Source organism: Paraburkholderia nodosa DSM 21604, from assembly GCF_000519185.1.
Classification (GTDB): domain Bacteria; phylum Pseudomonadota; class Gammaproteobacteria; order Burkholderiales; family Burkholderiaceae; genus Paraburkholderia; species Paraburkholderia nodosa.
This window is the reverse complement of the sequence record NZ_KI912594.1, coordinates 1-25,262: the sequence shown is the minus strand read 5'-3', so window position 1 is coordinate 25,262 and position 25,262 is coordinate 1. Positions and strand designations below refer to the sequence as shown.

The window sequence follows — 25,262 nt, the reverse complement described above, 5'->3', positions numbered from 1 at the left end:
GNGNGNAGTGGATATACGCAGCATCGCCGAACGACATCATTACGATGATCAGAATCGGGGCGATAAGAAACAACAGCACCAAAAGGGCGACCCCAATCAGGGTCATCGTCCCGACCGACACTGGGAACCTCGCCTCATCGACGAGCCGCGTTGAAAAACCGATCGAAGGAGTGTTCATATCACAGGCGTCCCGAGAACGACATGAAGCGTCGGAAAACCACCGTAACCGCGACGGTCGCCGACAGCAGGAGAGTGGAAAGTGCAGCCGCAAACGGCCAATTGAACGTCTGCGTGACTTGTTGACCGATCAGCGTCGCGACGAGGAGCGTACTAGGCCCCCCCACCAGTGCGGGAGTTACATAGAAGCCGAGCGCGAGCACGAAAACAATCAGCGATCCCGCATATACGCCCGGCATACTGAGCGGCAACATGACGGTAATGAACGTGCGCAACGAGCTCGCCCCCAGGTTGGACGACGCTCTGGACAAATCCACTGGAATCGCCTTCAGCGCACCGTAGACGGGTAATATCATGTACGGCAGCAGTACGTGCACCATCGCCATGATCACTGCCCCCTGGTTGTATATGAGCTTCAACGGCTCGTCGATCAAGCCGGTGCCCAGCAGCAGGTCGTTCACTATTCCGTTGCGTTGGAGCAGCACGATCCATGCATAGGAGCGCACGAGCACGCTCGTCCACATCGGAATCAAGATGCAAGCTGTCACCAAGAACGCGGTCTTGCCTTTCACGCGGGTCAGCAGCCAGGCGACCGGATAGCCAAGCACACCGGCAATTCCAGCGACGGTAAGCGCGATCACAAACGTCCGAACAAACACTCGAGCATAGGGTCCCGACGCGACATGTTGGTAATGTTCAAACGTCCACCCGGGAGAAAACACGCTCGTCAGGAGTAGTTTTCCCACCGGATACACGAACGCGGCAAGCAACAGCAGGAGAAACGGCGATAAGAGCAGTAGTGACGACAGCGGACCATAGCTATCCGCGGCCAGACTGCTAGCCCGTGTAGTGGGTTTCGCGGACATCCGCATCTCACACCCCCCGGAATACGTGCAGAGCCGTCGGCTCAAACGTGATGTCGACCGCCTGCCGTTCTTCGATGCCACAGCCGGCCCCAGCATCCACCTGCGTTTGAACGTGCACGACCGTCCCGTCCGCGAGGCGCACCACGTACCACTGAAACGCGCCAACATACGCTCGTGCCTCGACGATGCCCATGATGCCGCTGGCGACGCCTTGACGCGCCCGTTCGATCCGTATGCGTTCGGGGCGAATCGCGAGGTCCAACGTATCGCCCACCAACGGCGAGATGTCGCCGCGGAGTTGTGAGCGCGGCAAGCGGACCCGCACGTCGCCGACCACACGCACCGAGATGCTTTCGTCGTCGAGCGCCACGCACGTGCATGGGATGAAGTTCATCTTCCCGATGAAGTCGGCAACGAACGGCGTAGCCGGACGCTCATAGAGCTCGAACGCCGTGCCGACCTGCTGGATACGTCCATTGCCCATGACTGCGATCCGGTCCGACATGGTCAGCGCTTCGTCCTGATCATGCGTGACATAGACGACCGTCACGCCCAGCCGCTGCTGCAACTGCTTGATCTCGATTTGCATACGCTCACGCATTTTTTTATCAAGGGCACTGAGCGGCTCGTCCATCAGCAGCACGGGCGGCTCGAACACCAACGCGCGCGCAACGGCAACGCGCTGCTGCTGCCCCCCGGACAGCTGATTCGGCATGCGGTCACCAAAACCATTGAGTTGTACCATCGACAGCGCGCGCTCGACTCTGTCGGGGATTTCGGCCTTCGGCACCTTGCGCATCCTGAGCGGATACGCGATGTTCTGATGAACGGTCATATGGGGGAACAACGCGTAGCGCTGAAACACCATGCCAATATTTCGCTTGTTGGGCGCCATCCGCGTGATGTCGGTGGTGCCAAGCGTCAGGCGCCCCTCGTTGGGCAGCTCGAACCCCGCCAGCATCATCAGCAGCGTCGTTTTACCAGATCCGGACGGCCCCAAGAGAGACAAAAACTCTCCGGCGCGGATGTCCAGATCAATGCCGCTGACCGCTGTCGTCGCGCCGTACTGCTTCGCGAGATTCTCAATCCGGATGGGCGCACCATCGATTGCCGCAGCGACCCGGGAAGGCGGTTGCGACAGGTCCTTGATGGAGCCGGTGCGTGCCTGCTCCGCCGGATCGGAAACGGCTCTTGCTGCCGTCAGTTGCTTGGTATTCATGCTGGTACCCGCAAAGTAGTGGCGTCTACAGCAACCGGATCGCGATAGCCGGCACTCGTGCCGATCAGCACGACACGATCCGTCCGAACGAGGTGCCCTTGCGTCAACAGGTGAGGAATCGCCGCGTAGGGCGCCGCGGCACAAAGCTCCAAGTAAATGCCGAACTGCTTTGCCATATCGCGCTGCGCCACCGCGGCCATCTCGTCGGATATCGCGATCGCAGTGCCCGCCGTGTCAACCACGGCGCGCAAGGATTGGTCAGTGGCGGTCGTGCCTGCAGTCGACGCCTGGCGGGTCGAGCCCGGGAAATGGTCGGTAATGACGGCCTCGTGCTGAATCACTTTCGAGATGCGCGGGAAAGGTTCGACAGCGATAAGCTTAGGCAACGGATGGTTCCATTGGCCACGTTGAGCCAAGGTTACGAATCCTGCCGCGATACCCCAGATGATGTCGCCCCGTGCTGTGGGCACGATCACCGCCTCGAGTCCATCCTTGCATTCGGCGGCCAGCTCGAACGCGACGGTCTTGTAGGCCTCGACGCCCCATGCGCAACTTCCGACCGGCGGCAACAAATAGTTGGTGAGCGGAAACCACTCTTCATTCGTCACGGCCTCTTCCATCACTCGCCAGCGATCCAGGCTGTTCTCGGCGACAACGACATCCGCTCCATAGGTCGCCAGTGCTTGACGAACTGGTTTCGGCAGGCTTGCGGTCACGACCACCCGCGATGCAAGGCCCGCTTTGGCCGCATAGCACGCCATTGAGATGCCCGCGTTGCCAGAGCTGGCGCAGATGATGCCTTGAGCGCCGACCTCCAAAGCGCGTGCTACCGCCAGCGGACTCATACGATCCTTGTGGCTGCCGGTCGGATTCATCCACTCCGCCTTGATCCACAGTTTGCTGACGCCAGCTGCATCGAGTTCGATGAGCGGCGTACCACCCTCGCCCAAGGACGGCCATTCCAAATAAGGAAGGTCGCGACCCCAACGCAGCATGTCGCACCCAGCCGGCAGCGGGCCGCCGACGCGCATATGTTCGTGATAGACGGCCGCCACGCTGGTCGGACGTCCCTCGGCACGTCCCTCGGGACAGCCAGCGGGATAGTCACCGACCGGCAGCAAGGCACCGCCGGCCAAGGACCGGAAACCCGCAAGCGCGGGGTTTTGGCGATACAGATTGGACATCAACACGTCTCCTCCGGGTTCCGCATTTGAATTTCTCGCATTCTCAATCCAGCAGATGCGCTGAGGACTACATTGACTCACTTCGCATGCTATTCTGTCTAATGCCGACAAAATTGAGTTCCATGCCTTGAGGTAATGTTGATGGAAGCAAGACAGATTGAGGCTTTTCGGGCCGCGGCCGTGTATGGCGGCTTCACGCGTGGGGCGGAAGCATTGGGGATAACCCAGCCTGCCCTGACCCGATCGATCGCGCGCCTGGAGGCTGACATCGGCTTTGCGCTATTCGAGCGTGGTCATGGGCCGGCGCGCCTCACTCCCGAAGGGGCGACATTTCTTCGCGAAGTCGAGCGGAGGTTTGTTGGGGTCGACCAGTTGCGCCGCATCGCCCAGGACATTAGGAACTTTGGAACGGGCCGGCTACGGATAGCCTGCATGCACGTCTTTGCAAACGGGGTGGTCCCCGCCGCACTGCAGCGCTTCCGACAATCCTTTCCCGAGGTAACGATATCGCTTCAGGTACGGCCTTCAGCGACCGTGTACGAGTGGGCGGCTGGTGGCCGCTGCGACATCGGGATCGCGGGTCCCAAGAGCGGTTTTCTCGGCGTCGAGGAAGAACAATTTCTTGCGCCCGCTGGCGTCCTGGCAACGCCGCTCGGACATAAGCTCACCCGGTTAAAGCGCGCGATAAGGGCGACAGATCTGGAGGGAAAGCCGTTCCTCTCGTTGGCGTTGGAGGATAGCACGCGCCACGCGATCGACCAGATCTTTGCTGATGCACGCGTGCACCCCGTCCTCCAGATCGAGACTCAATACGCAGAAACGCTCTGCGCATTGGTAGCAAAGGGACTCGGAGTAGCCATTGTCAATCCCGTAGTCGCAGCAGAGGTGGCGCATCTACCTATCGTCATGCGGCGTTTCGAACCACACGTGCGGTTCGAAAGCCGGCTTTTGTGGCCCGCCGCGCATCCCCGTACCCGAATTGCTGAGGCGTTCGTGGCATGCATGCGAGAAGAAGCCATTCGAAGCATTCAGGCATTGCCATATGCAAGTGAGCTATTGTGAGTGGACAGCATCAAGCAGCACGGCCGGTCGACCACACTAAGCGGTCACTTTCAGGCGAGCGCTGATTGTCTCAAGGCAACGCAAGGACTCATGTCGAGTGAGTCGGTGCGCGAACAACTCAAGGCATTGACGTTGCGTCGCAAGAGAACGCAGGCGTTGGCACTGAGAGCGTTCAGCCTTGAACTGCCGATGAACGCGATCCAGCGGGTATGGCATCGACCGATCGCTGATCGTCGCCCCTGATCGACTTGCCGCGCCTCACGCCCTGCAGACCGAGTTTCTTCATCAACCGTTCGACCGTGCATTTCGCCACGTGGATACCTACGCGCCGCAGTTGCCGCCACACCTTGCGCGTGCCGTACACGCTGAAGTTCTCTTCCCACACGCGCCGGATCTGTCCGCATAGTTCCGCATCTCGCTGGGCCCGCGGCGGCAGCAGACGGCCCGGATCGGCGCGCCTTGCCGCGTGCGTGTAGTAAGTCGACGGGGCGATCGGCAGCACCTTGCAGATCGGCTCGACCCCGTAGCGCGGCCGGTGATCGTCAATAAACGTGACCATCATTTCGGTCGGCGGTCGAGCTCCTCCTGCGCAAAAAACGCCGACGCCTTACGCAGCATCTCATCCACCTGCCGCTGCCCCCCACCCTCACGCTCGAGTTCCTTAATGGTAAGCGATCTTACTTCTATCACCGTGCACGGCTGTTGGTTGCTGACAGGCATGCTGACGCGCGTCGCGTCATCGCGGACATCTTCGAACTCAATCACCGTTGCTACGGTTATCGTCGGATTCGCGCGGCATTGATCAGGCAACCGACGGGCCAATCCGCTAGGGAGATCCTACTTCCCCCACCGTCCCGCACACCCCGCATAGGAAGTCAAGCGTGAATTCGAGCACGACAAGGGTGTCGGCTTTGTCGCCATACCGACAGAAATCGGAGTACTTGTCGGCTTTAGGCGTCGGCATGGCCAAGCAAAGAGCACTTAAGCTCTGGTCCCCGAAATGGGCGGCGACAATTGTCTTGGCGCCGGCCGTGCTGCTTGACGCTGTCCACCGAAATTTGAACATAGCCTTGTGACCTTACTGAACTCGCGTTCCAGCGAACCCTTCGCGGGTGGCATAGATTTGGCTTCTCCCTCGTCTGGCTCGACTGTCGGGCAAGTGATATCCAATGCAAGCGGACGGCGCGCCAGAACGGTATCAGAAGCTTGCTGTTCAGTGCGGCGCGATCGGTTCGCGCTATCTCATATTACATGCATCTCCTTATGCCGAGTGTGCAGAGCTGATATCGACGCAGTGTAGCCGTTAACGACATATGGAGCAGAGACGGACATATTTCCGAACAGAAGTCGTGATCATACTCGTCAAGATGCGTTACGTGATGCTTCACGCATTTCCACGCCATTGAGAAATTTTTCAGGATTGACGACATGTTAATGCGCGTGAGCCAGCTTTTTCGTCCGCCTAACAAGCAGACGTCGGTCGGATTTGCGATCATGTTTTGCGCGGTCTTTCTTTTTGCCGTGGCCGATGCCATCGCGCAACTTATCTCGGCGCGATATCCAGCTAACGAAATAACGTTTTTTCGAATGCTATTCGGACTGCTGCCTGCTGCATACGCATTCAGGTTTCGCGGTAATTTCGGAAAGAAGTTGACGATGCACCGCTTTACGGGGCATTTTCTCCGGGCCATCATGGTACTCGGGTCAAGAGTATTGTTTTTTTCTGGCTTGGCCAGTCTTCCCCTGTCAACTGCGATGGCGCTACAGTACACAGACGTAATATTCATTGGTCTATTTTCCGTTGTCTTCCTGTCCGAACGATTCAATCTTTCTATGGCGATCACTTCGATCGTTGGGTTCTTAGGAGTGGCGCTTGTTTCCTCGTCATTGACCGGAAATCGTGCATCATTCCTTGGAACGACTTTGGTCTTGCTTAGCGCCATGTTTTCGGCTGGCTCGATTACTCAACTCAAAAAACTTTCCAGATCCGAAGATCCGGCGGAAATTGTTTTATTTTTCACAATAATTGCTACGATTCTTAGCGGAATGTCACTTGTAGTTGGTTGGGTTACGCCCAACGCAAGGGATTTCGGGTACATGGCGGTTCTTGGACTGACCGCTGGCGCAGCACAACTCATGCTTACCATCGCGCTTTCAAACAATGCTGCGTCACAGCTCGCTAGCTTCCGCTATTTTGGCGTCGTATGGGCAATCGCTTTCGAGTGCCTGATTTGGGGAAAGGCTATTTCTCTGCAGGCGGTGCTCGGATCCGTCGTAATTGTCGGAAGCGGTCTCTACCTGTGTTGGTCTAGCAAGCGCATCCATGCAGGTGGCGCGACCGCTTGAAGGATCTTGCGTCCGGATACGTGACTCATCAATTGGTAACTTCGCCGCGATCGCGTTGGGTCATTGTTGATGTTGATCTCTACCCTGAGAGTAGAAAAGGTTCGCGAGAATTATGGATGGCGCGGGATTCCGACGACGGCGCTCGAACGCGAAACTGAAGAACGAGGTTACCCGATGAGCTCGGGGTATTTTCTCTCGTACAGGAATGAGCTCATATCATGCAGCACGAGGCCAGCCCATCCGTTACTCTAATGCGCCGCGCGGTTGCCTGAAAATGCCCCGCTCAAAATATCCTTCTCGCGGACGCGCCCGTTGCCCGAGAAGCGATAGGCTGCCTTGGAATTACCGCCGTCCATCCACAACCACTGCAGCAGGAACCCGAAACTCTTGCATAGTCGCCCGGCCGCCCGCAATTCGCTTGGTTCAATCTCTCGCTCAAACCGCGCCCTATCTTCTACCTCTCGTTTCCCGGCCATTCTTCTCACGCACTCGTCGTGACAACGTGCATACGATGACGTTGCCTCGAATCTAGGCTCGCAGGTTGACGACGGGTGTATCGCGTCGAGCCGGGGCCTTCGCGCGTCACCTGTGACGCTCAATAGGGGTGCTCGCGGGATCGATGACAACACATTCGACTCCGCGAGCCCGCGGTGCACGGTAGATCCAGAATGCGTCGGGACCGCCTTCGCAGCCGACAACAACGCGCGTGTCGGCCGGTAACGTCCATCTGAGCTTCTTGTGCTCAATCAGGGCGACCACGGCCTGCAGTCGGTCGCCGGATTTGGCTGCCAATAGTGTGCCCGGCTGGCCGCTCGCGCTGCCCATCATGTAGCCCCCGGCGTCACACTAGTCCATTGAACCGGATGAATTGCACCGGATTCGCCGCGATGGTTCGGCGTACTTCCATTTCAATGGAAGTGCCTGTTTGTTGTATTGACGGATGTAACGCACGAGCTTTTTGTTGAGATCTTTGGTGCTGGTGAATACGCCACGCGCAATGACGTCGCGCTGGATGCGGGCAAACCAGTTCTCGACCTGATTCAGCCATGACGAATACGTGGGAGTGTAATGTATCGAGACCTTCGGATGGTCAGCCAGAAATGTTTGAACGGCGTCGGTTTTGTGGCTGCTCACGTTGTCGCAGATCACATGAATCTCCTTTCCGCGCGGCTGTGCCGAAACCACCTCGGTAAGGAACGCAACAAACTGGGAGCTCGTATGGCGTGGCGCGGTTTTGCCCAGCACCTCACCGGTGGCGACATTCAATGCGGCGAACAGGCTCAGCGTGCCGTTACGTTTGTATTCGAAGCCGTGACTCTCGGCGCGCCCGGGCGAGAGCGGCAACATCCGGTCTTTGCGATCCAGCGCCTGGATGGCTGTCTTCTCGTCCACGCAGAACACCACCGCATGCAACGGCGGATTGAGGTACAGCCCGATCACATCGGCGGCCTTCGCCTCAAAGTCGGGATCGTTGGACACCATGTGGGTATCGAGACGATGTGGCCGAATATCGTGCTTGCGCCAGATACGTTGCACGGTCATGAAGGCCATGCCCAACTGTGCCGCCAGTTTGCGGCTGCTCCAGTGCGTCGAGCCGTCTGCCGGCTTACGTCGCAGCGTGTAGTCGAGCACCCTCGCTTCAAGGCCCGCCAGGTCAGGTCGCGGCGCGCGGCCCGGATGTCTGCCGNGGATATTGAGCGGCAACTCGCCAAACTCCCCTTGCAGCGTCTTGGCGCTATGGCCGTTGCGGGTGTTGCCCGTGGCATTGGTCACCGCTTCGCTCTTGCCATGGCCCAGATGCTCGGACATCTCCGTCTCGAGCGCCCGCTCCACCAGCATCTTGGTCAGTTGCTTGAGCAGGCCATTCTCGCCGATCAGGTCCTCTGGCTTCTGGTAGTTCGTTAGTAGGCTGTCTGCCAGCTTGACGAGTTCAGGATCGGGCTTCTCTCTTTTATTGCGTTTCGCTACGGTCATCTATGCTCCTATTGATGGCAGTCTCCCGCCAAATGACCGTTTACACAAAACTTTTTACACCCTCGTTATTCGCGATCTCAAAAGTTTTCACATGCCTTGGTCGCAACCCGGTGTGTTTACACGGCTTGATCAGCGTAGCCCTAATGCCGGCCTGCCCGAAAGACATGCTCCCGACGCCCCTATCCCGGAACCCGCACGATACGCCACTTATATGGTGCGTGCGCGCCGGGAGGCGCGCACGAAGAGCATGCCAGATAACAACATCGCGGAGAACGTGCCGCGTTGTGTAAGCCTGGGTCGGAAAATTTTTTTATTCGCCGGCTCAGACAGCGGCGGCGAACGGGCAGCCGCGATGTACGCACGGATTGGCACTTGCATACTCAATGACATCGATCCGCGTGCCTACCTCGACTATGTGCTGACCCATATCGCCGGTCACAAAATCAATCGCATCGACGAGCTCCTGCCTTGGCATGTCGCCGACAAGCTACACACGCCAGGCAGTCCGCCAGATGCCGCTACCTGACCGGCCGCTCCAGTACACCATCATGCTTTACGCGCTCGCGAAAGGGCGAACGGCCCAACTGAGCCGCTTACGGCGAGGACGCCCTGCAGCGCTGACATCCTGCACAGCGAGCGTCGGCGTCACGCCGAACAGACCAACCTATGCGCGCACCCGCTCTTCACGAACACGCCGCTCGAACATTGGCATCAACGTCGCTTCGATCCACCCCATGCCATCCGACTAGCCAGTACGGCCAGCGGGTGACGCAAATCGATCATCGCTGCAGGCGGCTGCGGAAGAAATCGGGCGTGCTCATCGGCAGTTCTCAAGCCCGGAAGATATGTCCATTCCATTTTGATTCTGGGAGTCTCGCAACCCCTGATCCACGCCCATTCCAACTCCCCGTCTGGCCCCACGCCATTCTGCAGACCGAGTACGTACACGCCTTTGGCAAGACGTCATGCTTCGATCGCAGCATGCCACTTCCGCACAAATCCAGTGTCGAGGCGGCGGCGCTAACGCGCAGGCAAGCTCTACCAGCGGCGGCGTGCAAAGCACGAATCCAAAGGTGCATCGGATCGCCGCCTTGCAGCGTGTATGGTTGATTCCATCTCTTGACTTTAAGCCCTTCCAAAAGAATTTGTTTTCGGAGTACAAGCTCACATTCAAGAATGTAGAAGCCATTTGCGCCAAAATGTTGAACTGACGAGTTCGACATTAAGACATTAAATTAATTTTCGACCCACTCATGCTTCTGTCCCAGCCGTCATCCAGAACGGAACCCGCAGTTGCGCGTAATCCGACTCGCTGCACCCAGTATCGCGCTGATCACATCTTTCAGATCGAGGTCGGGGCTGAAATGCATTGAGTATGCGACGCTGATCGCTGCCCGCACCTGTCCGCTGACGTCTCCGACGGGAGCGCCAACTGACGAGATGCCCTCGACCTGTTCGTCCTCAATCAACACATATCCGTCAGTCCGGATCCTGTGCAAAGACGCGACGAGTTGCCCGGGTCAGTAATTGTCTTGGCCGTGCTCTGCTCCAGCGGTTCCGTTCGGAGCAGTTCCAGCGCCTTCTCGTCAGGAAAAGACGAAAGGATAGCCTTACCGATGGCTGTGTTGTGCAAACCAATTGGCGACCCGGGAAGCACCCTGACGGTGACCGGTCTCTTTCCGTCGATACAAAGCAAGTACATCGGGGTCTTGTCCTGGAGTACTCCCAGATAGCCGTCGATGCGCATGCTGTCCGCCAAGTGCTGGAGTTCTTTGCGGGCCTCGAGCAGCAGCGTGTCCCGAGCCATCAGCCCTGCGCCCATATTCAGGGTTTGATACCCAGTACTGTACTGCCTGGTCACAGGGTCGCGCCGCAAATAGTGCTTTTCCGTCAGCGTGTTGAGCAGACGTTGAACGATCGCCGGACTTAGCCCGAGCTGACGCGATATCTCACGGGTACCCAAGGGTTCCTGCGACGCATTGAGCAACTCCATTACGTCGAGGCCTCGTTCAAGTGACTGGATCTTCATTGAGATCTTGTCTATACGAAGGTTGATGGCCTGCAAACAGCCGGTGTGAGTCTGCTGATCCATTACTTTACCTGATAGAGCTCCCGCGATGAACAGGTCAGCAGTTCGTGCCCGTCGTCCGTAATGATAGCTGTATCTTCAACCATCATGCCGCCCCAACCGAGCTCGTAGTACGGAGTCTCTACGCAGAACACCATGCCGGACTCAAGCAGCACGTCGGAGCCGGGAGCGATCGACGGAAATTCATGGGATTGCAAGCCGATACCGTGTCCGCAGTGATTCCGCTGATATTCCGGCAAAGCGCCTTTGCGAACGGCATCAATAGCGATGTTGAAAATGTCGCTAACCAACGCTCCGGGTCGCAATGTAGCAATTTGTGCCTGTTCGCCCGCCAGCAACGCCGCGTAGCGCTGAGCCTGTTCGTGAGACGGCGCGCCGACAGTCAGCGTGCGCGCCATGTCTGAGCAATACCCATTTACTGTACAACCGATGTCCATGCGCACGAGATCCCCGGCTTCGAGGCGTTTGTTGCGAGCATAGGCGTCAACGCGGGAACTGCGCTCGCCTGAAGTCACCACGACGAAGCGCGGGATGCCTCCCCCTCGAACGATAGTACCGGTGATTTCGTGTGCAATATCGAGCTCGGTGACGCCAGCGCGGACCATCGGCACGACGGATTCGAGTGCCCTATCAGTAATGTGTGACGCGTGGCGAAGAAGGGCGAGCTCGGCTGGCAACTTCGTCGCGCGCGCGCGCTTCAGCGACGGTGCCCCGTTCTGGAAGGCTGCCTGTGGGAACTGCTGCCAGATTGCCCGCGTCAGCCTTTCGTCCCGCGTATCGAGGCCGGCTCGTACCCCACGGAGATCAAAGCTTCGCAAGGCGGACACCACCGTATCGACGTAATTTGCGCCTTGCGCGGGCATGTCCGCATAGCTCGCGACTCCCGCCGTTGCGCCCACATAGAAGGTGCCATATCGCCAGATGCAGGAGGCGTCATCCAATTGCTCGAGAGCGGCAGCTGCGTCGCTCGCGCCCGTAATCAGGACCACTCGATCGCGTGTGGCGATCGCTGCCTGCGCATACGGTCCGGCATCCTGGAGGATGCTTCGATAGCCTGTCAGGTAGCCCACGTGAACGGGGTCCATGGTGATGATCACGTCAAGCTCTGGCGCGGTCGAGAAGAATTTCACCCTGCAGGCAGCGGCCAGGTCGGCGGTTTGTTGCTCAAGAAGCGCCAGGTCGGTGTAGCTCATCGATTCCTCCAGTTAAGGGCTTGATGCAAGCATGAGGGAATAAACTTCGGAGACACAATCCCCGAGGAGCATTAGCCCAATGAGGCTGATACTGAAGTCATGCCATACCAGCGCCAGCATCAAACTTTGCCTCCACTGAGAGCCAATGAAGGGCGACGCCACAACGAACATCTTTATTTTCGCCTTTCCCTAATCCCGCTCATTGACGGTGATCAATTCTCACGACCATTTTGCCAGGTACTATCGTCTCCGTCGTTCAATTTCCGTGAGCTTCAGGAAGATCCATCGCGAGATTCCACGCGTGCAAACCCAGCGACGCACGTCGCTTCGCCTTTGTCTCATATGCTAACCACTCGTTCTTCGGACAGACCTGCGTCGGCCTCACCGGATCGGCTTGCCAACGTCGCAGCCCTGTTCGGCTTACTGTCCATGCTTTGTGTGCAGTTTGGTGTCGCACTGTCCGTGCCGACGATGGATGCGTTCGGTACGTTCAGCACGATCTGGCTCAGGCTTGCATGGGCGGCCGTCATCCTAGCGCTCGTCGTGCGTCCAAAGCTGCATCGTTACTCCTGGAGACACTGGGTCGCAGCTGGCGCACTGGGCATTGCAATGGCCGGGATGACGTTGTGCTTGTTCTCGGCAATCGAGCGAATACCGATTGGCCTGACAGTTACGATCGCCTTCCTGGGCCCGCTGACGGTCGCCACGGCCAGCGCGCGGCGACTGCGGACCTTGGTCTGGTCGCTTCCCGCGGCTGCCGGCGTGCTGTTGCTTGCCCATGACTCCGCAGGGTGGATCGGCGACCCCATAGCCATGCTGCTCGCCGCAGGCGCCGGGGCCGGTTGGGGAAGCTACATCGTATTGGTGAAGAAAGCCGGCACGCTCTTCAACGGACTCGAAGGCCTGTCAGTATCGCTCATAGTGGCTGCCTTGGCGGTCACGCCGTTTGGGATCGCTGAGAATCGTTTGCATGTCCCTCCCCTGCAGTTGGCCACGACGGCTGGGCTCTCGCTACTTGTACCGCTACTGCCCTATGCATTGGAAATGGTGGCTCTAAGGCACATGCCCGCCGCTTCGTTTGGCATTCTGATGAGCCTAGAACCGGCGATCGGTACACTAGCGGGCTTCGTGGTGCTTGATCAGGCGATGACAGCACTGCAACTCGCGGGCACTGCGCTCGTCCTCAGCGCGAGCGTCGCCGTGACTGTTAGACGACCTCAAACTTGAAGTGGAACCGCCGAGGTAAAGTTCGCGACCAAGACTGAGATTGCTCTGCAACAGATGAAAACGCTGCTGGCCTCTGGCGCGCCCAGGTATTGCGTGTTAGCGGATGCCGGCTACGGGGTGGATAACGCGTTTCGCCAGCGTCTGAGCGATCTGGGCTTGCCCTACGTGGTCGGTATCACCTCGGCGGTCGTGGTCTGGCCGCCGGCGGTGCCGCGGCGCACGCGCAGTCGACAACCGGCGAACGTCAAGGACCTGGCGCATTCGCTGCCTTCTGCCGCCTTCCAGACGATCAGTTGGCGCGAAGGTTCGAACGCAACGCTCAGTGGACGTTTTGCAGCCGTGCGTGTGCGTCATGCCGGCGGCAATAGCGGCAAGGCGCGTCTGCGGCCCGAGCAGTGGCTGCTCATCGAGTGGCCACCTGGAGACGCTGACCCATTGAAGTACTTCCTGTCGACCCTTCCGGCTGACGTTGCACTGGAAGAACTCGTCGCCCAGGCACACATGCGCTGGCGTATCGAACGCGACTACCAGGATTTGAAGCAGGAGCTGGGGCTCGGGCATTACGAAGGCCGAGGATGGCGAGGCTTCCACCACCATGCCACGCTAAGTATCGCGGCGTACGGGTTCCTCGTCTCTGAACGACTTACTGCCGGCGCTTCCGTCAGCGCCAAAAAACTTCGCTTCCCGCCAGGCGCCTTCGCTTCCTGCGGATTACATCCCACTGGGGAGCCCTGCGCGCACAGCGCCACGTGGCTGATTCGATCACCACGATTCGTCATCAACTCAGCTTCCTGTTGATTGCAAGACTCGCAATGTGTCCATACTGCCACCGACGAAATCAAAGGTTTATCTTATGACACAGTAAGATTTCCGGGCGCGCCGACTGGGGGCCGGCACACCGGCGCTGGATCAGCAGTTACTCGTTCGATTCGCACTGGCAGCAGCTTGCGTTCGAGGAGTATCGCCGGACCATTGAAGACCGCCTCGCGCAGTGCGAACGACTCGAGACGGCCTTGCGCGAGATGGCGCCACAATGGCGTTTCTATCCGGTGGTCAAAGCGCTCCAGGCGCTACGTGGCATTCAGTTCACCAGCGCCATCGGCTTGCTTGCCGAGCTCGGTGATCTGTCACGCTTCGATCACCCGCGGCAGCTCACTGCATGGCTTGGTCTGACGCCATCCGAACATTCCTCGGGCCAGAGACGCAGGCTGGGCAGCATCACGAAGGCCGGCAACGGCCATGCGCGTCACCTGCTGGTTGAAGCGGCATGGTCATACCGTCACCCGGCCAAGGTAAGCGCCGTCATCCAGCGACGCCATGAAGGACTGCCCAAGGCCATCATCGATCGCGCGTGGGATGCACAGTTGCGGCTGTGCAAGCGGTATCGCAGGCTGGTCGCACGTGGCAAGCATTCCAACGTCGCCGTAATCGCGATTGCACGCGAGCTGGCCGCATTCGTCTGGGATATCGCGCGAATGACCTCAAATCCGCCCGAGTGGAAAACACAGGCGCACTGATAGCCGCACCAATGCGAATTCAAAATCCAACTGAGGAGGAACTGTCTGCTGAGGACGGCGCAGCACGGTCCGTGAACAATCCGCGAAGATACTACGAGACGGCCTCACGGCCAGACTCTCGGACATAGAGCGCGGCAGGTTCACAAGACGGCACCCTGTAATGTGGTAACCAACCCACGGATATCAGCCGGATCCACCGTCGACGTTACAGGCTGCGCCGCCCTCAGCGGATTCACCGAAAAGCGAAAAGACGCTCACAACAAAACCTTGTGGTACTTGACAGCAAAAGTCATATCAGTATCTAACAGCGGCTACCTCGGCATGGTAAGGCAGCTGCAGCACGTGAATTATCGCGACCGTTAGTCCCACTCGTACATGGACGCGTTGCCTGACTTTGATGCGCTCGCCCGCGCTTACGGGCACGTCGGCTTTCGCATCGAGCGACCGTGCGATGTCGAGCCGATCCTTCGCGAAGCTCTTTCCATGAAGCACCGTACCGTATTCATGGACTTTGCCGTCGATCCGTCCGAGAACGTCTGGCCTATGGTTCGAGCGGGCGCGGGACTGACGGACATGCTGATGAATTCGTGCGATGTCGACCGCTAGTTGAACATGGCCAGAATTTCCGGCACCGCGGTGCCTGCTGCCTGTTCCGGCCTTGAGGCATTCATGAGACACACTACGAATCGATCGTTGCTCTCGCTTTGAAACGCGATTGAGAGATTACAGAAGTGCATGTAACAGAGATTAAGGTGCCTGACATCGGCGACTACAAGGGCGTCCCCGTCATCGAGGTGCTGGTTGCGACGGGTGATGTAGTACGGGAAGAGCAATCGCTGGTTACGCTGGAGTCGGACAAGGCCACCATGGATGTGCCGAGTCCTTTTGGCGGCGTCGTTCGTGAAATAAAGCTCAGGGTCGGAGATGCCGTGTCGGAAGGCTCGGTCATCCTGCTCATGGAGCCGCACGGCGCGGTGCCCGGTGACCAGTGAGGCGGCCTCCCGGGCGAACTCCGGGCCCCATGACTGTCCACACATTATAAATGAACTGCCTGAACCGGCAGGCCGTCCTTCCACCCCTAGTCGCCTGTCAAATATGCCGGCAGTCACTTCGATCCACAGAACAAGAACCTATCGACATTCAGTAACCGACAGGAGGCGGCCCCCACAACTTTCGTGACGGCCGCCTCGAGCCACTTAAAACTTGTGGCTTATTCCGACTAGAGCGACGGTCTGGTTTTGACCAGACGATGGATCAACCGCTGCAATGTTAGCTACAGCAGGCAGGCCGCGCGAATCGGTTCCCGCTGCACGCTGATACACCACACCCCCATAAAAGTCGGTACGCTTCGAAATGCTGTAGTCGAATCCGATGTTTACCTGATGATAAGTGGCGGATGTGACGCCCGATGAATGCGTATAAGAATACGATACCCCGATCAGCGTCGCAGGCGAAAACTGATATGTTGCGTTGAGTTCGCCGATATTAAATGTTTGCGTGCCACGATATGCATTTTCCGTGTCTGTCAGTCCTTCCACCGGCGTTCTCCCCAAATCTCTAAACTGGGTATTGCTGTAGACAGCGCCGAGTGTTGCGGGGCCGATACTATAAGATGCACCGACAGAAAATATCCGCTCGGACCCCGCTGAGGCGAATCCCGAATCAACCGGACTCCAGAAATTCGATCCGGTCGTACTGGATCCAGCATTGTTACCGTAAAAAGAATAATTCGGATTATTAACTATAAGATAGCCGATGCCGACGCGTAGGTTTTCATTATTGTATCCTGCACCTAATCCGATGATGCTGTTCTGTTTTGTCGAACCGGGAACACCGCCAGGACTATACATTACTTTCCCGCTCAGCCCCCTGTACTCGGGAGTGGCATAGATGATCGCATTGTTTATCCACCTGAAGTCGTCCAGATTATCGACATCTGCCGGGTGCGCCCCGGCGCCCGAACCGTTGAACGCCCAGGTCCCACCCGCCGACAGTTCACCGGTGTAAGAATCGCCAGCGGAGTATTGACGTCCTAACGTCACCTTGCCGTAGGGGCCGGAAAGGCCGACAAACGATTGTCGACCGAACAACGTGTTACTGTTCCCCATCGCCCCCGAATTTAAGGAGAAACCACCCTCCACGGCGAACAGCGCCGCCCATCCGCCCCCTAGGTCCTCATTTCCTTTTAATCCCCAACGATTGGAATTCATCGCGCCGTCCATCAAGGCGTATTGATGTTTTCCGCCATCGTTGGAATTGAACATGAAAGCGTCGTCCACGACCCCGTAAAGGGTTACGCTGGATTGAGCATGACATACTGTTACAGACAACCCAAGTACAGCTGCAGCAAAAATCCTATTCATCATATCTCCTCCGCCTCCGATATCGCCAATCTAAAAATCAATTCGCCTCTTGATATTAGTTATACTAACTTAATCGACAAGAAATAAACTACTCGTAAAATTAAGTCTCGCCACCAAGCCAAAGTTAGCGACGGCACAAAATTAGTTACTATAGAGTAAATGGGCAGCACATTAATAACTTTGCCGACCACACAAGCAGGCAGTCAACCCAACCTTTAGCACCTTTTACACCACCAGCAAAACCATCAACACAAAATAACTGACGATTTCCAACGGCACCTTGCCAACCATCATCACCGAGGATATCAAAAGTACCCCTCCTCGATAGAACAAAATGCCTCTTTTGAAATTCGAGTGGGCGGTTTGGCGGGTCAAGGGCGGGCGTGAGCCCGGCGCAGGGAACCCTTGAGGCGCTTTGAATCGACAAGCTGGCGCATGGCTGGTTGCGGCAGAATGCTGCAATCAGACATGCGGGACGATGCGAGTGACGAATCAACTCTTTGAAGCCGCCTTGGGAATCAAGGCACCGTGGTACGTGCAAGGTGTCGACTTTGATACGGCCAAACGACAACTCACGATTGCCGTGGACTTTGTCGCTGGCAGCCGCTTCGCTTACCCCGGGGTTGCCGGTGAGCACCCAGTGCATGACACGCAAATCAAGCGGTTGCGCCACCTGAATTTCTTCCAGCATGAGTGCTATCTGGAAGTGCGGGTGCCGCGCGTGCGCTTGCCAGACGGCTCGGTACGGCTCGCGCAGCCGAATTGGGTTGGCCAACTCGACGGCTTCACATTGCTGTTCGAAGCGCTGGTGCTGATGCTGGCGCAGCAGATGCCGTTTGCCGCTGTGGCGCGCATCGTCAATCTGTCGTGGCACCGGGTGCATGCCATCTGTTCGCGCTATGTGGAACTCGCGCTCGCGTCGGCGAACCTGTCGGACGTGAGCACGGTAGCTATTGACGAGACCTCGTACCGGCGCGGCCACGAGTATCTGACGCTGGTCGCCGATATGCAGGCGCGCCGCGTCGTGTTCGTCACGCCCGGCCGCGACGCGAAGACGATTGAGCGCTTTGCGGCGTACCTTAGCCAGCACAACGGCACGCCCGAGCAAGTCACCTCCGCAAGCATCGACATGTCGCCCGCGTTCATTAAGGGCGTGAGCGAACATCTGCCCAATGCGCGAGTGACATTCGACAAGTTTCACGTCGTCGCCCATGCGTCCAAGGCGCTTGATATGGTGCGCCGCCAACAACAGAAAGCCGACCCGGAACTCAAAGGGATGCGCTGGACGCTGCTCAAGGACGCCAACAAACTGAATCTTGCGCAATTGACCGACCTCGAGGCGCTTGTCAGGCAGTACGCCACCAGGCGCACCGCCCGCGCATGGCTGTATCGCGAGCAACTGCGCGAGATTCTCGAACGCAAGCAAATCCATGTTGTCTCCGAGATGTTGCGGCAGTGGTGCACCAATGTCATGCGCTCAAAAGTCGAGCCAATGAAGGACGTTGCGCGTCTGATACGTCGGCACTTCGACGGCATCGTCGCCTGGACTCAGACCCGCCAGACCAACGGCTTCATTGAAGCCATCAACGGCTTGTTTCAAGCGGCCAAGCGAAAGGCTCGCGGTTACACGCGCTTCACGACAATGCGCACGGTCCTCTTTCTCGTTGCCGGCAAGCTCGACTTCTCCGGCTTCAACCCGCATGCCTCGTGAGTCGCATCACCCACTCCAAATTCAAAAGAGCCAACAAAATTAACTAAAGGGCTGACAACAATCGCTCGATATCACGCCAAAGATCGAGCGGACTTTCCAATCCGACGCTGAATCTCAAATACGTTGAATTACAACTGCCCGCTCCAAAGCTACGTTGCCCATCGAGCGACATCGGTGCAACGAGGCTTCGCGTCCCTCCCCATGACGCGCCGATTGCGAACAATTCAAGACGACCCAGTGCCCGGTCGATTTGCGCCGTGTCTTGCATCTGCAGTTGGACAGAAAATACGCCAGTACTCCCCTGAAAGTCCCGCTTCCAATACTCGTGTCCGGGAGACTCCGGAAGCGCCGGGTGAATAACACGGGCAATTTCAGGGCGGTCCTTCAAGCGCAGTGCGAATTCCAGGGCGGTCGACCCGACGTGTGCCAGGCGCACTGACATGGTTTCAATGCCACGCAGCGCTAGAGAGCAGTCATCAGGCGATACACCTATGCCCAAATTTGCGAGTTGTTCTCTTACCTGCAGATAAACATCCATCGACGCAAAGCTCAACGCACCCAGCAAAAGATCGGAATGTCCGCCGACATACTTGGTCAACGCTTCAGCCACGACGTCCACGCCTAGCGAAATCGGCTTGCAAAAAATCGACGTTGCCCATGTGTTATCGCAACCGGTCAACGCATCATTTTCTTTCGCGATACTTACGATTTCACGGATGTCACAGACTTCCATTGTTGTCGAACCCGGAGCTTCTATCCAAATCAGCTTTGTCCGCCCAACTCTGATAGAGCTGCGCAGAGACTGCAGGTTCATCGGGTCGTAGATGTCGAACGCGACTCCATAGCGCTGCAGGACCTCCTCCGCAAAATCCTTCACCGGCGGGTAGACGCTATCGGGAATCAGGACATGATCGCCGTGCGCCAATAGAGTCAACATGAGGACTGATATAGCGGCTTGCCCTGACGGAACAAGGACGGAACGAACGCCCCCTGCGAGTCGGGTCAGTTGTTCCTCGAGTGAACGGGTCGTTGGTGTCCCCATCAACCCGTAGCTATATCCGTCCGGGAACTGAAGGGAACGATCGCGATAACTTTGTGCGCTTGGGAATACGATCGTGGACGCCCGATACACCGGCGTAGAAAAGCTCCGAAATCCCTCGGTGCTCGCGCCAGTCCTATGAACGCACAGAGTCGATTGTTCAAAAACATGATCTGCCATTTTTGCGCCACCTCACAGCACTTTTGAGAGAAATTCGCGCGTTCGTTCTTCACGCGGATTGCCAAGCACCTGGGCCGGCGGCCCAATTTCCAGGATTTTCCCGCCGTGCATAAATGCGACGCGCTTGCTTGCCTCACGAGCAAACCCCATTTCATGGGTAACAACAACCATCGTCATCCCATCGCGGGCGAGATTCCTGATGACGTCCAGCACCTCACGTACCATCTCAGGGTCAAGCGCCGACGTCGGTTCGTCGAAGAGAAGTGCACGCGGCTTCATGGCCAGCGCGCGGGCGATCGCGACGCGCTGCTTCTGCCCGCCGGACAGTTTTTGCGGCTCTACACCGGCCTTCTCAATCAGGCCCACCTTAGCCAATAGCTCCTCAGCTTCTTCCCTCGCCTGCAGCTTTGACATCCCCAGCAACCTCGTCGGTCCGAGAGTCACGTTCTCGAGTGCCGTCATATTGCTAAACAGGTTGAAGTTCTGAAACACCATGCCGATCTTTCGACGCAATTTGTTTACGTCGTACCGCCTGCTTAGCACATCTTCGCCGTCGATATGTATGGTTCCAGCGTCCGGCGTCTCGAGTAAATTCAGACAGCGGAGGAACGTTGATTTTCCAGATCCAGATGCACCGATTAAGGAAACCACCTCGCCCTCGGCGACCGACATGCTAACGCCATTGAGCACTTGAACTGATCCAAACGCTTTTTCGACACCGCTCGCAGAAATCATGGAGACACTTTCGGCTGCAACCTGGTGCGCGCTAGCACCTGGCTCGGATTGACCTCCGAGCTCAGAAAGAAGACGAATTGGCGCATTCATCGAGAAACCCTTCGTTCGAGATAGCCGGTCATGCGTTCGGCTATGAGGTATATGACAAGATACATGCCGCCCACTATCGAGAGGACACGGATCATGTCAAAATTCTGCATGTAAATGTTCTGCCCAGCGAGCGTGAGTTCCGTTACACCTATAACAGACAAAAGCGACGTATTCTTGAGCGTGATGCTAAGCTGATTCGCCAAATTCGGAATCATGGTTCGAAATGCTTGCGGAATAATCACCAGTCTCATGGTTTGCCAATGACCAAACCCGATTGCACGTCCAGCCTCCATTTGCCCTCGATCGACTGCCTGAATCCCTGAGCGAAAGACTTCGGCCAGAAACGCCGCCGTGTATAGCGCCATGGCAATTCCGCCGGCAATTGTTGCGGGTGTCCGAACACCCGTCAACACGGGTAGACCAAAGTAAACTAGCAAAATTTGGACGAGTAGCGGCATGCCGCGGATGACGGTTCCATATGCTCCGGCAAGCGAAGCCGCTAAGCGGAACTTGGACATTTTCATAAACGCGAGAGGCAAACCTAGTACGCCGCCGAAAATCATCGATGTCGCTGTCAGGATCACCGTTAGTTTCAACCCCTCCCAAAGAGAAGGAAGGTAATCCCAAAGCCAATTCAAATCTTTCATGAGTAGCTGCACCTCAATTCATGTTGTAAGTCTTCGCAATGGCATCCAATTCGCCGCTGGCTTTCAATTTCGCGATGCCCCGGTTGACGATTGCGACCCACTTGCTGCCTTTCGGGAAGGCGAACGCGATACCTGTCGGATCTAGCACAGGACTCACGATCTTGATCGTAGGCTTGGCACCTTCGATTCGCAATTGATAGTTCACCAGTGCGGAGTCGTAGATCATCGCGGCCACGTCACCCGATCTCATCGCAAGTTGCATACTTGCCGGATCCTGGAGGATGCGCAGCGTGACGCCCCATTCAGCCGCGTGCTCACGCGCTACTTTCAGTGCGGCAGAGCCCTGTTCGCAAGCAATCGTTTTGCCCTTGAGTTCAGCAAGGCTCTTGATTGCACTGTTCACCGGAACTACGACGAGAGCACCTTCGACGAAATAAGGCGTCGAAAAGTCCACAATTGCCTGACGTTCCTTCGTAATGAAGATACCGCTTACGGCGATATCGAGTTGTCCAACCTGGAGTGCCGGAATCAAACCGTCGAATGCCATCTGCTGATAACGCATATCAAGGTTTTCTAGCTTCCCTACCCTCTGCAAGATGTCGTTGCTAATTCCAAGAAATTTGCCCCCTTGGATATACGAGAAAGGTGGCGCATCGGGCGCAGCTCCGACAGCCAACTTAGCGGTCGTCACGTTGCCGTCCGCCAGCACGGCAGCCGAATGCCCGAACACCGCAGCCGCGACGCACACGAACATCGCAGTACCAAGCCTCTTTTTGAACATCGTCGATCTCCTCCAAGAAAGGTAAGTGACAGACCCACATCCTGCTGTCCGTATGTTCCTAATATCGGTTCACTGTTCCGTTATTATCGACCTCGGGCATGGGCAACGTTATGGGGGTTAACGAGCTCTGATACATGGTTTACTTTATCGGAACGTCGTTCCTATAATAGGTACGATCACCAGGACGGAGAAATCCATGAGCTTTGTCGATAGTCTCGAGCAACACTCCCTCAGCCTTGCCTTCTCGTGCAGGCAAAAACTCTTCTCGGCTGCGCCGGAACTTGACGCAATCATCACTACGGACCCCGTCCACGTCGGTTACCTGACGGGCTACCGGAGCATCCTTCAGGACGCTGGTCCATATGCGCAAGCCGCGATCGCAACACGCGATCGGGTGGCCCTGATTACTGGCGCGAGCGATGCAGCCGCTGCTTTAGAGGAATTGGAAGACCCATCGTGCATCTGGCGATACGGCGTCTTTTACGTCGGCGCAACGGCCAGAGTGGCCGGCTATGCAGACATGCCGGAACCGGGTGACAATTTTGTCGATACGATCGTGTCCGCATTACGTAGCTTCGAAATCCGCGGCGGCCGCGTGGGCCTGGACACGCGCGACGAAAAATTGGCACGGACAATTTGGCGGCAATTCCCTCAGGTGGCATTCCAAAACGGGGCGCCTTCGTTAAAGCGAGCGCGCGCAACGAAATTGCCAGGCGAACTCGCATTGCTGCGTCATGCCTCACGCATCACCGACAAAGCGCTCGAATCCATCGTGCCTATGATTCGAGCTGGCGTCACGGAACTCGATATCTCAGGCGAAATTAACGGCGCTATCGTTCAAGGGGGGGGCATCCCGCGCTTCGTCGTCGTTACGTCCGGCGAGCGCAGCTCACGGGTTGATGCCTACGCTCGCGCCAAGCGCCTTGAGAACGGAGACCTCGTGCGCATGGACATTGGCTGCACCGTACAGGGATACTGTTCAGACATGGCCCGTACTCTGACGGTTGGGGGCCCAAGCGATCAACAAGCCGAGCGCTACGCGGCACTGCTTGCCGGCGAGCAGGCGCAAATTGCGGCCTTGAGACCAGGCGCGTTGGCCAGCGACATTTACAAGATCGCTATCGACACTGTTCGGCAAGGTGCGCTGCCGGATTACCAGCGGAGTCACTGTGGCCACGGCATCGGTTTGCATTCCCATGAATTTCCCCCCATCGCCCCCAATTCGAACGTCCTACTCGAACCGGGCATGGTCTTCTGCGTCGAGACCCCCTACTACGAACTCGGTTGGGGCGGCATGATGGTGGAAGATACGGCTATCATCACGGATGGCGGACACGAGCTTTTGACCCATTCGACTCGGGAACTATGCCAAGATCGGGTAAAGTAAGGGCCCATCGCCCAACCCGACCATCCATAGGCCGCCAGGCTTTCGTATAGACAAGACCCAATGAAGAGTCAATCACTTGAGCGCGGCCTCGACGTCATGGAGCTACTCAATGCGTCGCAGGAGCCGATGGGGCCTCGAGAAATATCCCGTCGGCTCGGTTTAAGTCCGGCCATCGTTCAGCGTCTCCTCAACACCTTGACCGCAAAGCATTATTTGAGACGAGACCCTGTTACGCGTCGGTACAGTATCGGGTACCAGACGTTGAATATGGGGGCGGCGCTGATGGCGCGAGACACGTTGTTGTTGGAGGCCCGCGGAGAACTCCAGTTGCTGGCTGATAGCATGCGTATCGATGGTTATCTTGGCGTGCTTCAGGACAAAACCCCAATGTATCTGCTTTGTGTCGACGGCAAGGGACCAGTGACCGTCAGGGTACAACCCGGGTCTCCTATTGGACTACACAATACGGCCATTGGTAAGGCCATCCTTTCGTCCTTCCCTGACGACCAGGCCCTTGAACTGCTGCGACTAGAACCGCTGGAGCAGAGCACGGCCAAGACGATTACCGACCCGGAAAAACTTGTTGCGTCCTTGCATAAGATTCGGACCGACGGATATGCTCTGATCGAGGACGAACAGGTTATGGGGATCTCCTCAGTAGGCGCCCTCGTCGGGGATGTCAGCGGGCAGATGCGGACAGCGATCAGTGTCGCTTACTCGAAGCACTTCAGCCCTGAACTCAAACGACAAAACGTGATTGAGGCTGTTGTCGCCGCAGCGAGTCGGATCACGCGCAATTGCGGGTTTCATTCTGGCTGAGACAGACAGGCGCCACGCCAGCCGCCGAAACACTGGTGGCCATCGCTGCAGTTGGCTTCCTGGTGAGGTAACATAATCGGGACCGGGTGTCCTGGTCACTGATCTCGGTCAGTCAAGCATCAGCAAGGATGCCTACTACGAGCTTGCCATGACAAATCGTACGCCCTTCGTTTGCGTTTTTACTCCCGATCGCTGGGGACAGGTTGACAAGTTCAAGCAGTTTTTTGCTACCACATACGACCTCAAGCCAGACGCAAGAAAAGCCGTCGCGGGTGTCGACAATCACTCTCAAAAAGCGTTGACCCTTCGCCGCGTGGCAGAAAAACTCGCGCCGAATCTTTGCCTGGACAACGAAGAACTCGCGCAAAAAGGCTTTACGGCCGCCCTTAACTCACCGCGTTATACACATCTCGGACTACGCGAGTTCATGGCGCAGTCCGCGTAGAGTTTCCGCTGCCGTCATGACGCGCTCCAGACCTTGCCATATCGTCTTTGCGCCCGGTTCGCCGTCGCCTTTGCGAGCGAGGAAGCCACCGCACCGCGCCACCAGTCGGATCATTTCGTTGAGTCCGAGCGGTTTCGACGGTCGTCGTATTTTCAGCAGCAGGTGGGCACCGTGAATCTCGTCAGGATCGAAGAACAGCGTCGCATCAAGG

At 57.3% G+C, this 25,262-nt stretch carries 21 protein-coding genes, 7 pseudogenes and 1 other annotated feature; of the genes and pseudogenes, 14 read left to right on the top strand and 14 right to left on the bottom strand.

Annotation, left to right across the window (positions count from 1 at the left end):
- Window positions 1-179 precede the first annotated feature (179 nt).
- The 3 genes from A3CW_RS0144325 to A3CW_RS49955 are packed head-to-tail and all read right to left on the bottom strand — an operon-like array spanning window position 180 to window position 3,446.
- A complete protein-coding gene (locus A3CW_RS0144325; RefSeq protein ID WP_211254149.1) occupies window positions 180-1,043 on the bottom strand; it encodes an ABC transporter permease in 864 nt (287 codons plus the stop codon).
- Between the two features lie 7 nt (window positions 1,044-1,050).
- Window positions 1,051-2,262 (bottom strand): ABC transporter ATP-binding protein, encoded by a 1,212-nt coding sequence (locus A3CW_RS0144320; RefSeq protein WP_154678243.1) that lies wholly within the window; start codon window positions 2,260-2,262, stop codon window positions 1,051-1,053.
- Window positions 2,259-3,446, bottom strand: a complete 1,188-nt coding sequence (locus A3CW_RS49955; protein ID WP_051482124.1) for a threonine synthase — start codon at window positions 3,444-3,446, stop codon at window positions 2,259-2,261. The genes A3CW_RS0144320 and A3CW_RS49955 overlap by 4 nt, the downstream gene beginning before the upstream one ends.
- 141 nt (window positions 3,447-3,587) lie before the next feature.
- Between A3CW_RS49955 and A3CW_RS49950 the strand changes: the two genes are divergently transcribed.
- The gene (locus A3CW_RS49950; RefSeq protein WP_063750918.1) at window positions 3,588-4,508 is read left to right on the top strand and encodes a LysR substrate-binding domain-containing protein; all 921 of its coding nucleotides are present in this window, start codon (window positions 3,588-3,590) and stop codon (window positions 4,506-4,508) included.
- A gap of 171 nt (window positions 4,509-4,679) precedes the next feature.
- Here the strand turns inward: A3CW_RS49950 and A3CW_RS49945 are convergent.
- A pseudogene (locus A3CW_RS49945) lies at window positions 4,680-5,174 on the bottom strand (IS3 family transposase); the annotation flags it as partial.
- Window positions 4,993-5,109: a sequence feature (AL1L pseudoknot), on the bottom strand. (Overlaps the previous pseudogene by 117 nt.)
- 6 nt (window positions 5,175-5,180) lie before the next feature.
- Here A3CW_RS49945 and A3CW_RS53025 point away from each other — a divergent pair.
- Window positions 5,181-5,318, top strand: a pseudogene (locus tag A3CW_RS53025) (IS3 family transposase); the annotation flags it as partial.
- A 618-nt stretch (window positions 5,319-5,936) separates the two neighbouring features.
- Window positions 5,937-6,854, top strand: a complete 918-nt coding sequence (locus A3CW_RS49935) for a DMT family transporter (RefSeq protein ID WP_051482122.1) — start codon at window positions 5,937-5,939, stop codon at window positions 6,852-6,854.
- An 846-nt stretch (window positions 6,855-7,700) separates the two neighbouring features.
- On the opposite strand, the gene A3CW_RS49930 is transcribed toward A3CW_RS49935, so the two are convergent.
- Window positions 7,701-8,828: an IS630 family transposase gene (locus A3CW_RS49930; protein WP_245623907.1), complete on the bottom strand. Its 1,128-nt coding sequence runs from the start codon at window positions 8,826-8,828 to the stop codon at window positions 7,701-7,703.
- A gap of 253 nt (window positions 8,829-9,081) precedes the next feature.
- Here A3CW_RS49930 and A3CW_RS0144275 point away from each other — a divergent pair.
- Both A3CW_RS0144275 and A3CW_RS53015 read left to right on the top strand, forming a co-directional pair.
- Window positions 9,082-9,354 (top strand): annotated as a pseudogene (locus A3CW_RS0144275) (transposase domain-containing protein); the annotation flags it as partial.
- A 439-nt stretch (window positions 9,355-9,793) separates the two neighbouring features.
- Window positions 9,794-10,039: a hypothetical protein gene (locus tag A3CW_RS53015; protein WP_154678241.1), complete on the top strand. Its 246-nt coding sequence runs from the start codon at window positions 9,794-9,796 to the stop codon at window positions 10,037-10,039.
- 60 nt (window positions 10,040-10,099) lie between these two features.
- Here the strand turns inward: A3CW_RS53015 and A3CW_RS54690 are convergent, their stop codons facing one another.
- The 3 genes from A3CW_RS54690 to A3CW_RS0144260 are packed head-to-tail and all read right to left on the bottom strand — an operon-like array spanning window position 10,100 to window position 12,110.
- Window positions 10,100-10,300 (bottom strand): IclR family transcriptional regulator domain-containing protein, encoded by a 201-nt coding sequence (locus A3CW_RS54690; protein WP_051482121.1) that lies wholly within the window; start codon window positions 10,298-10,300, stop codon window positions 10,100-10,102.
- On the bottom strand, window positions 10,294-10,920 hold the full coding sequence (locus tag A3CW_RS49925) for an IclR family transcriptional regulator (RefSeq protein ID WP_051482120.1): 627 nt from the start codon (window positions 10,918-10,920) through the stop codon (window positions 10,294-10,296). The genes A3CW_RS54690 and A3CW_RS49925 overlap by 7 nt, the downstream gene beginning before the upstream one ends.
- Window positions 10,920-12,110, bottom strand: a complete 1,191-nt coding sequence (locus A3CW_RS0144260; protein ID WP_028209172.1) for a M24 family metallopeptidase — start codon at window positions 12,108-12,110, stop codon at window positions 10,920-10,922. Before A3CW_RS0144260 ends, A3CW_RS49925 begins: the two co-directional genes overlap by 1 nt.
- Window positions 12,111-12,452: 342 nt before the next feature.
- Between A3CW_RS0144260 and A3CW_RS0144250 the strand changes: the two genes are divergently transcribed.
- The 5 genes and pseudogenes from A3CW_RS0144250 to A3CW_RS52120 all read left to right on the top strand — a co-directional run.
- Window positions 12,453-13,337: an EamA family transporter gene (locus tag A3CW_RS0144250; protein WP_028209171.1), complete on the top strand. Its 885-nt coding sequence runs from the start codon at window positions 12,453-12,455 to the stop codon at window positions 13,335-13,337.
- A 12-nt stretch (window positions 13,338-13,349) separates the two neighbouring features.
- A pseudogene (locus A3CW_RS52125) lies at window positions 13,350-14,202 on the top strand (IS701 family transposase); the annotation flags it as partial.
- 7 nt (window positions 14,203-14,209) lie between these two features.
- Window positions 14,210-14,854: pseudogene (locus A3CW_RS49920) on the top strand (IS110 family RNA-guided transposase); the annotation flags it as partial.
- Between the two features lie 285 nt (window positions 14,855-15,139).
- Window positions 15,140-15,460: pseudogene (locus tag A3CW_RS0144235) on the top strand (thiamine pyrophosphate-dependent enzyme); the annotation flags it as partial.
- Between the two features lie 125 nt (window positions 15,461-15,585).
- Window positions 15,586-15,828: pseudogene (locus A3CW_RS52120) on the top strand (biotin/lipoyl-containing protein); the annotation flags it as partial.
- Between the two features lie 222 nt (window positions 15,829-16,050).
- Here the strand turns inward: A3CW_RS52120 and A3CW_RS52115 are convergent.
- The gene (locus tag A3CW_RS52115; RefSeq protein ID WP_245623906.1) at window positions 16,051-17,217 is read right to left on the bottom strand and encodes a porin; all 1,167 of its coding nucleotides are present in this window, start codon (window positions 17,215-17,217) and stop codon (window positions 16,051-16,053) included.
- A gap of 484 nt (window positions 17,218-17,701) precedes the next feature.
- Between A3CW_RS52115 and A3CW_RS0144220 the strand changes: the two genes are divergently transcribed.
- Window positions 17,702-18,928, top strand: a complete 1,227-nt coding sequence (locus A3CW_RS0144220; RefSeq protein WP_028209167.1) for an ISL3 family transposase — start codon at window positions 17,702-17,704, stop codon at window positions 18,926-18,928.
- Window positions 18,929-18,971: 43 nt separating this feature from the next.
- Here the strand turns inward: A3CW_RS0144220 and A3CW_RS0144215 are convergent, their stop codons facing one another.
- The 4 genes from A3CW_RS0144215 to A3CW_RS0144200 form a co-directional block, all read right to left on the bottom strand.
- Entirely contained in the window at window positions 18,972-20,147 is a 1,176-nt protein-coding gene (locus tag A3CW_RS0144215; protein WP_051482105.1) for a trans-sulfuration enzyme family protein, read from the bottom strand.
- Between the two features lie 12 nt (window positions 20,148-20,159).
- On the bottom strand, window positions 20,160-20,882 hold the full coding sequence (locus A3CW_RS0144210) for an amino acid ABC transporter ATP-binding protein (protein WP_028209114.1): 723 nt from the start codon (window positions 20,880-20,882) through the stop codon (window positions 20,160-20,162).
- Between the two features lie 86 nt (window positions 20,883-20,968).
- The gene (locus A3CW_RS0144205; protein ID WP_028209166.1) at window positions 20,969-21,619 is read right to left on the bottom strand and encodes an amino acid ABC transporter permease; all 651 of its coding nucleotides are present in this window, start codon (window positions 21,617-21,619) and stop codon (window positions 20,969-20,971) included.
- A gap of 13 nt (window positions 21,620-21,632) precedes the next feature.
- Window positions 21,633-22,400: a substrate-binding periplasmic protein gene (locus tag A3CW_RS0144200; protein ID WP_028209116.1), complete on the bottom strand. Its 768-nt coding sequence runs from the start codon at window positions 22,398-22,400 to the stop codon at window positions 21,633-21,635.
- A gap of 196 nt (window positions 22,401-22,596) precedes the next feature.
- On the opposite strand from A3CW_RS0144200, the gene A3CW_RS0144195 reads away from it, so the two are divergent.
- From A3CW_RS0144195 to A3CW_RS52110, 3 genes are all read left to right on the top strand, one after another.
- On the top strand, window positions 22,597-23,787 hold the full coding sequence (locus A3CW_RS0144195) for a M24 family metallopeptidase (protein ID WP_028209117.1): 1,191 nt from the start codon (window positions 22,597-22,599) through the stop codon (window positions 23,785-23,787).
- 60 nt (window positions 23,788-23,847) lie between these two features.
- Entirely contained in the window at window positions 23,848-24,606 is a 759-nt protein-coding gene (locus A3CW_RS0144190) for an IclR family transcriptional regulator (RefSeq protein ID WP_028209118.1), read from the top strand.
- Between the two features lie 148 nt (window positions 24,607-24,754).
- Window positions 24,755-25,051, top strand: a complete 297-nt coding sequence (locus A3CW_RS52110; protein ID WP_211254145.1) for a hypothetical protein — start codon at window positions 24,755-24,757, stop codon at window positions 25,049-25,051.
- On the opposite strand, the gene A3CW_RS0144185 is transcribed toward A3CW_RS52110, so the two are convergent.
- Window positions 25,022-25,262 (bottom strand): IS4 family transposase (locus tag A3CW_RS0144185; protein WP_028209119.1); only part of this gene is annotated, 241 nt, incomplete at its 5' end. The two genes, A3CW_RS52110 and A3CW_RS0144185, sit on opposite strands and share 30 nt — an antisense overlap.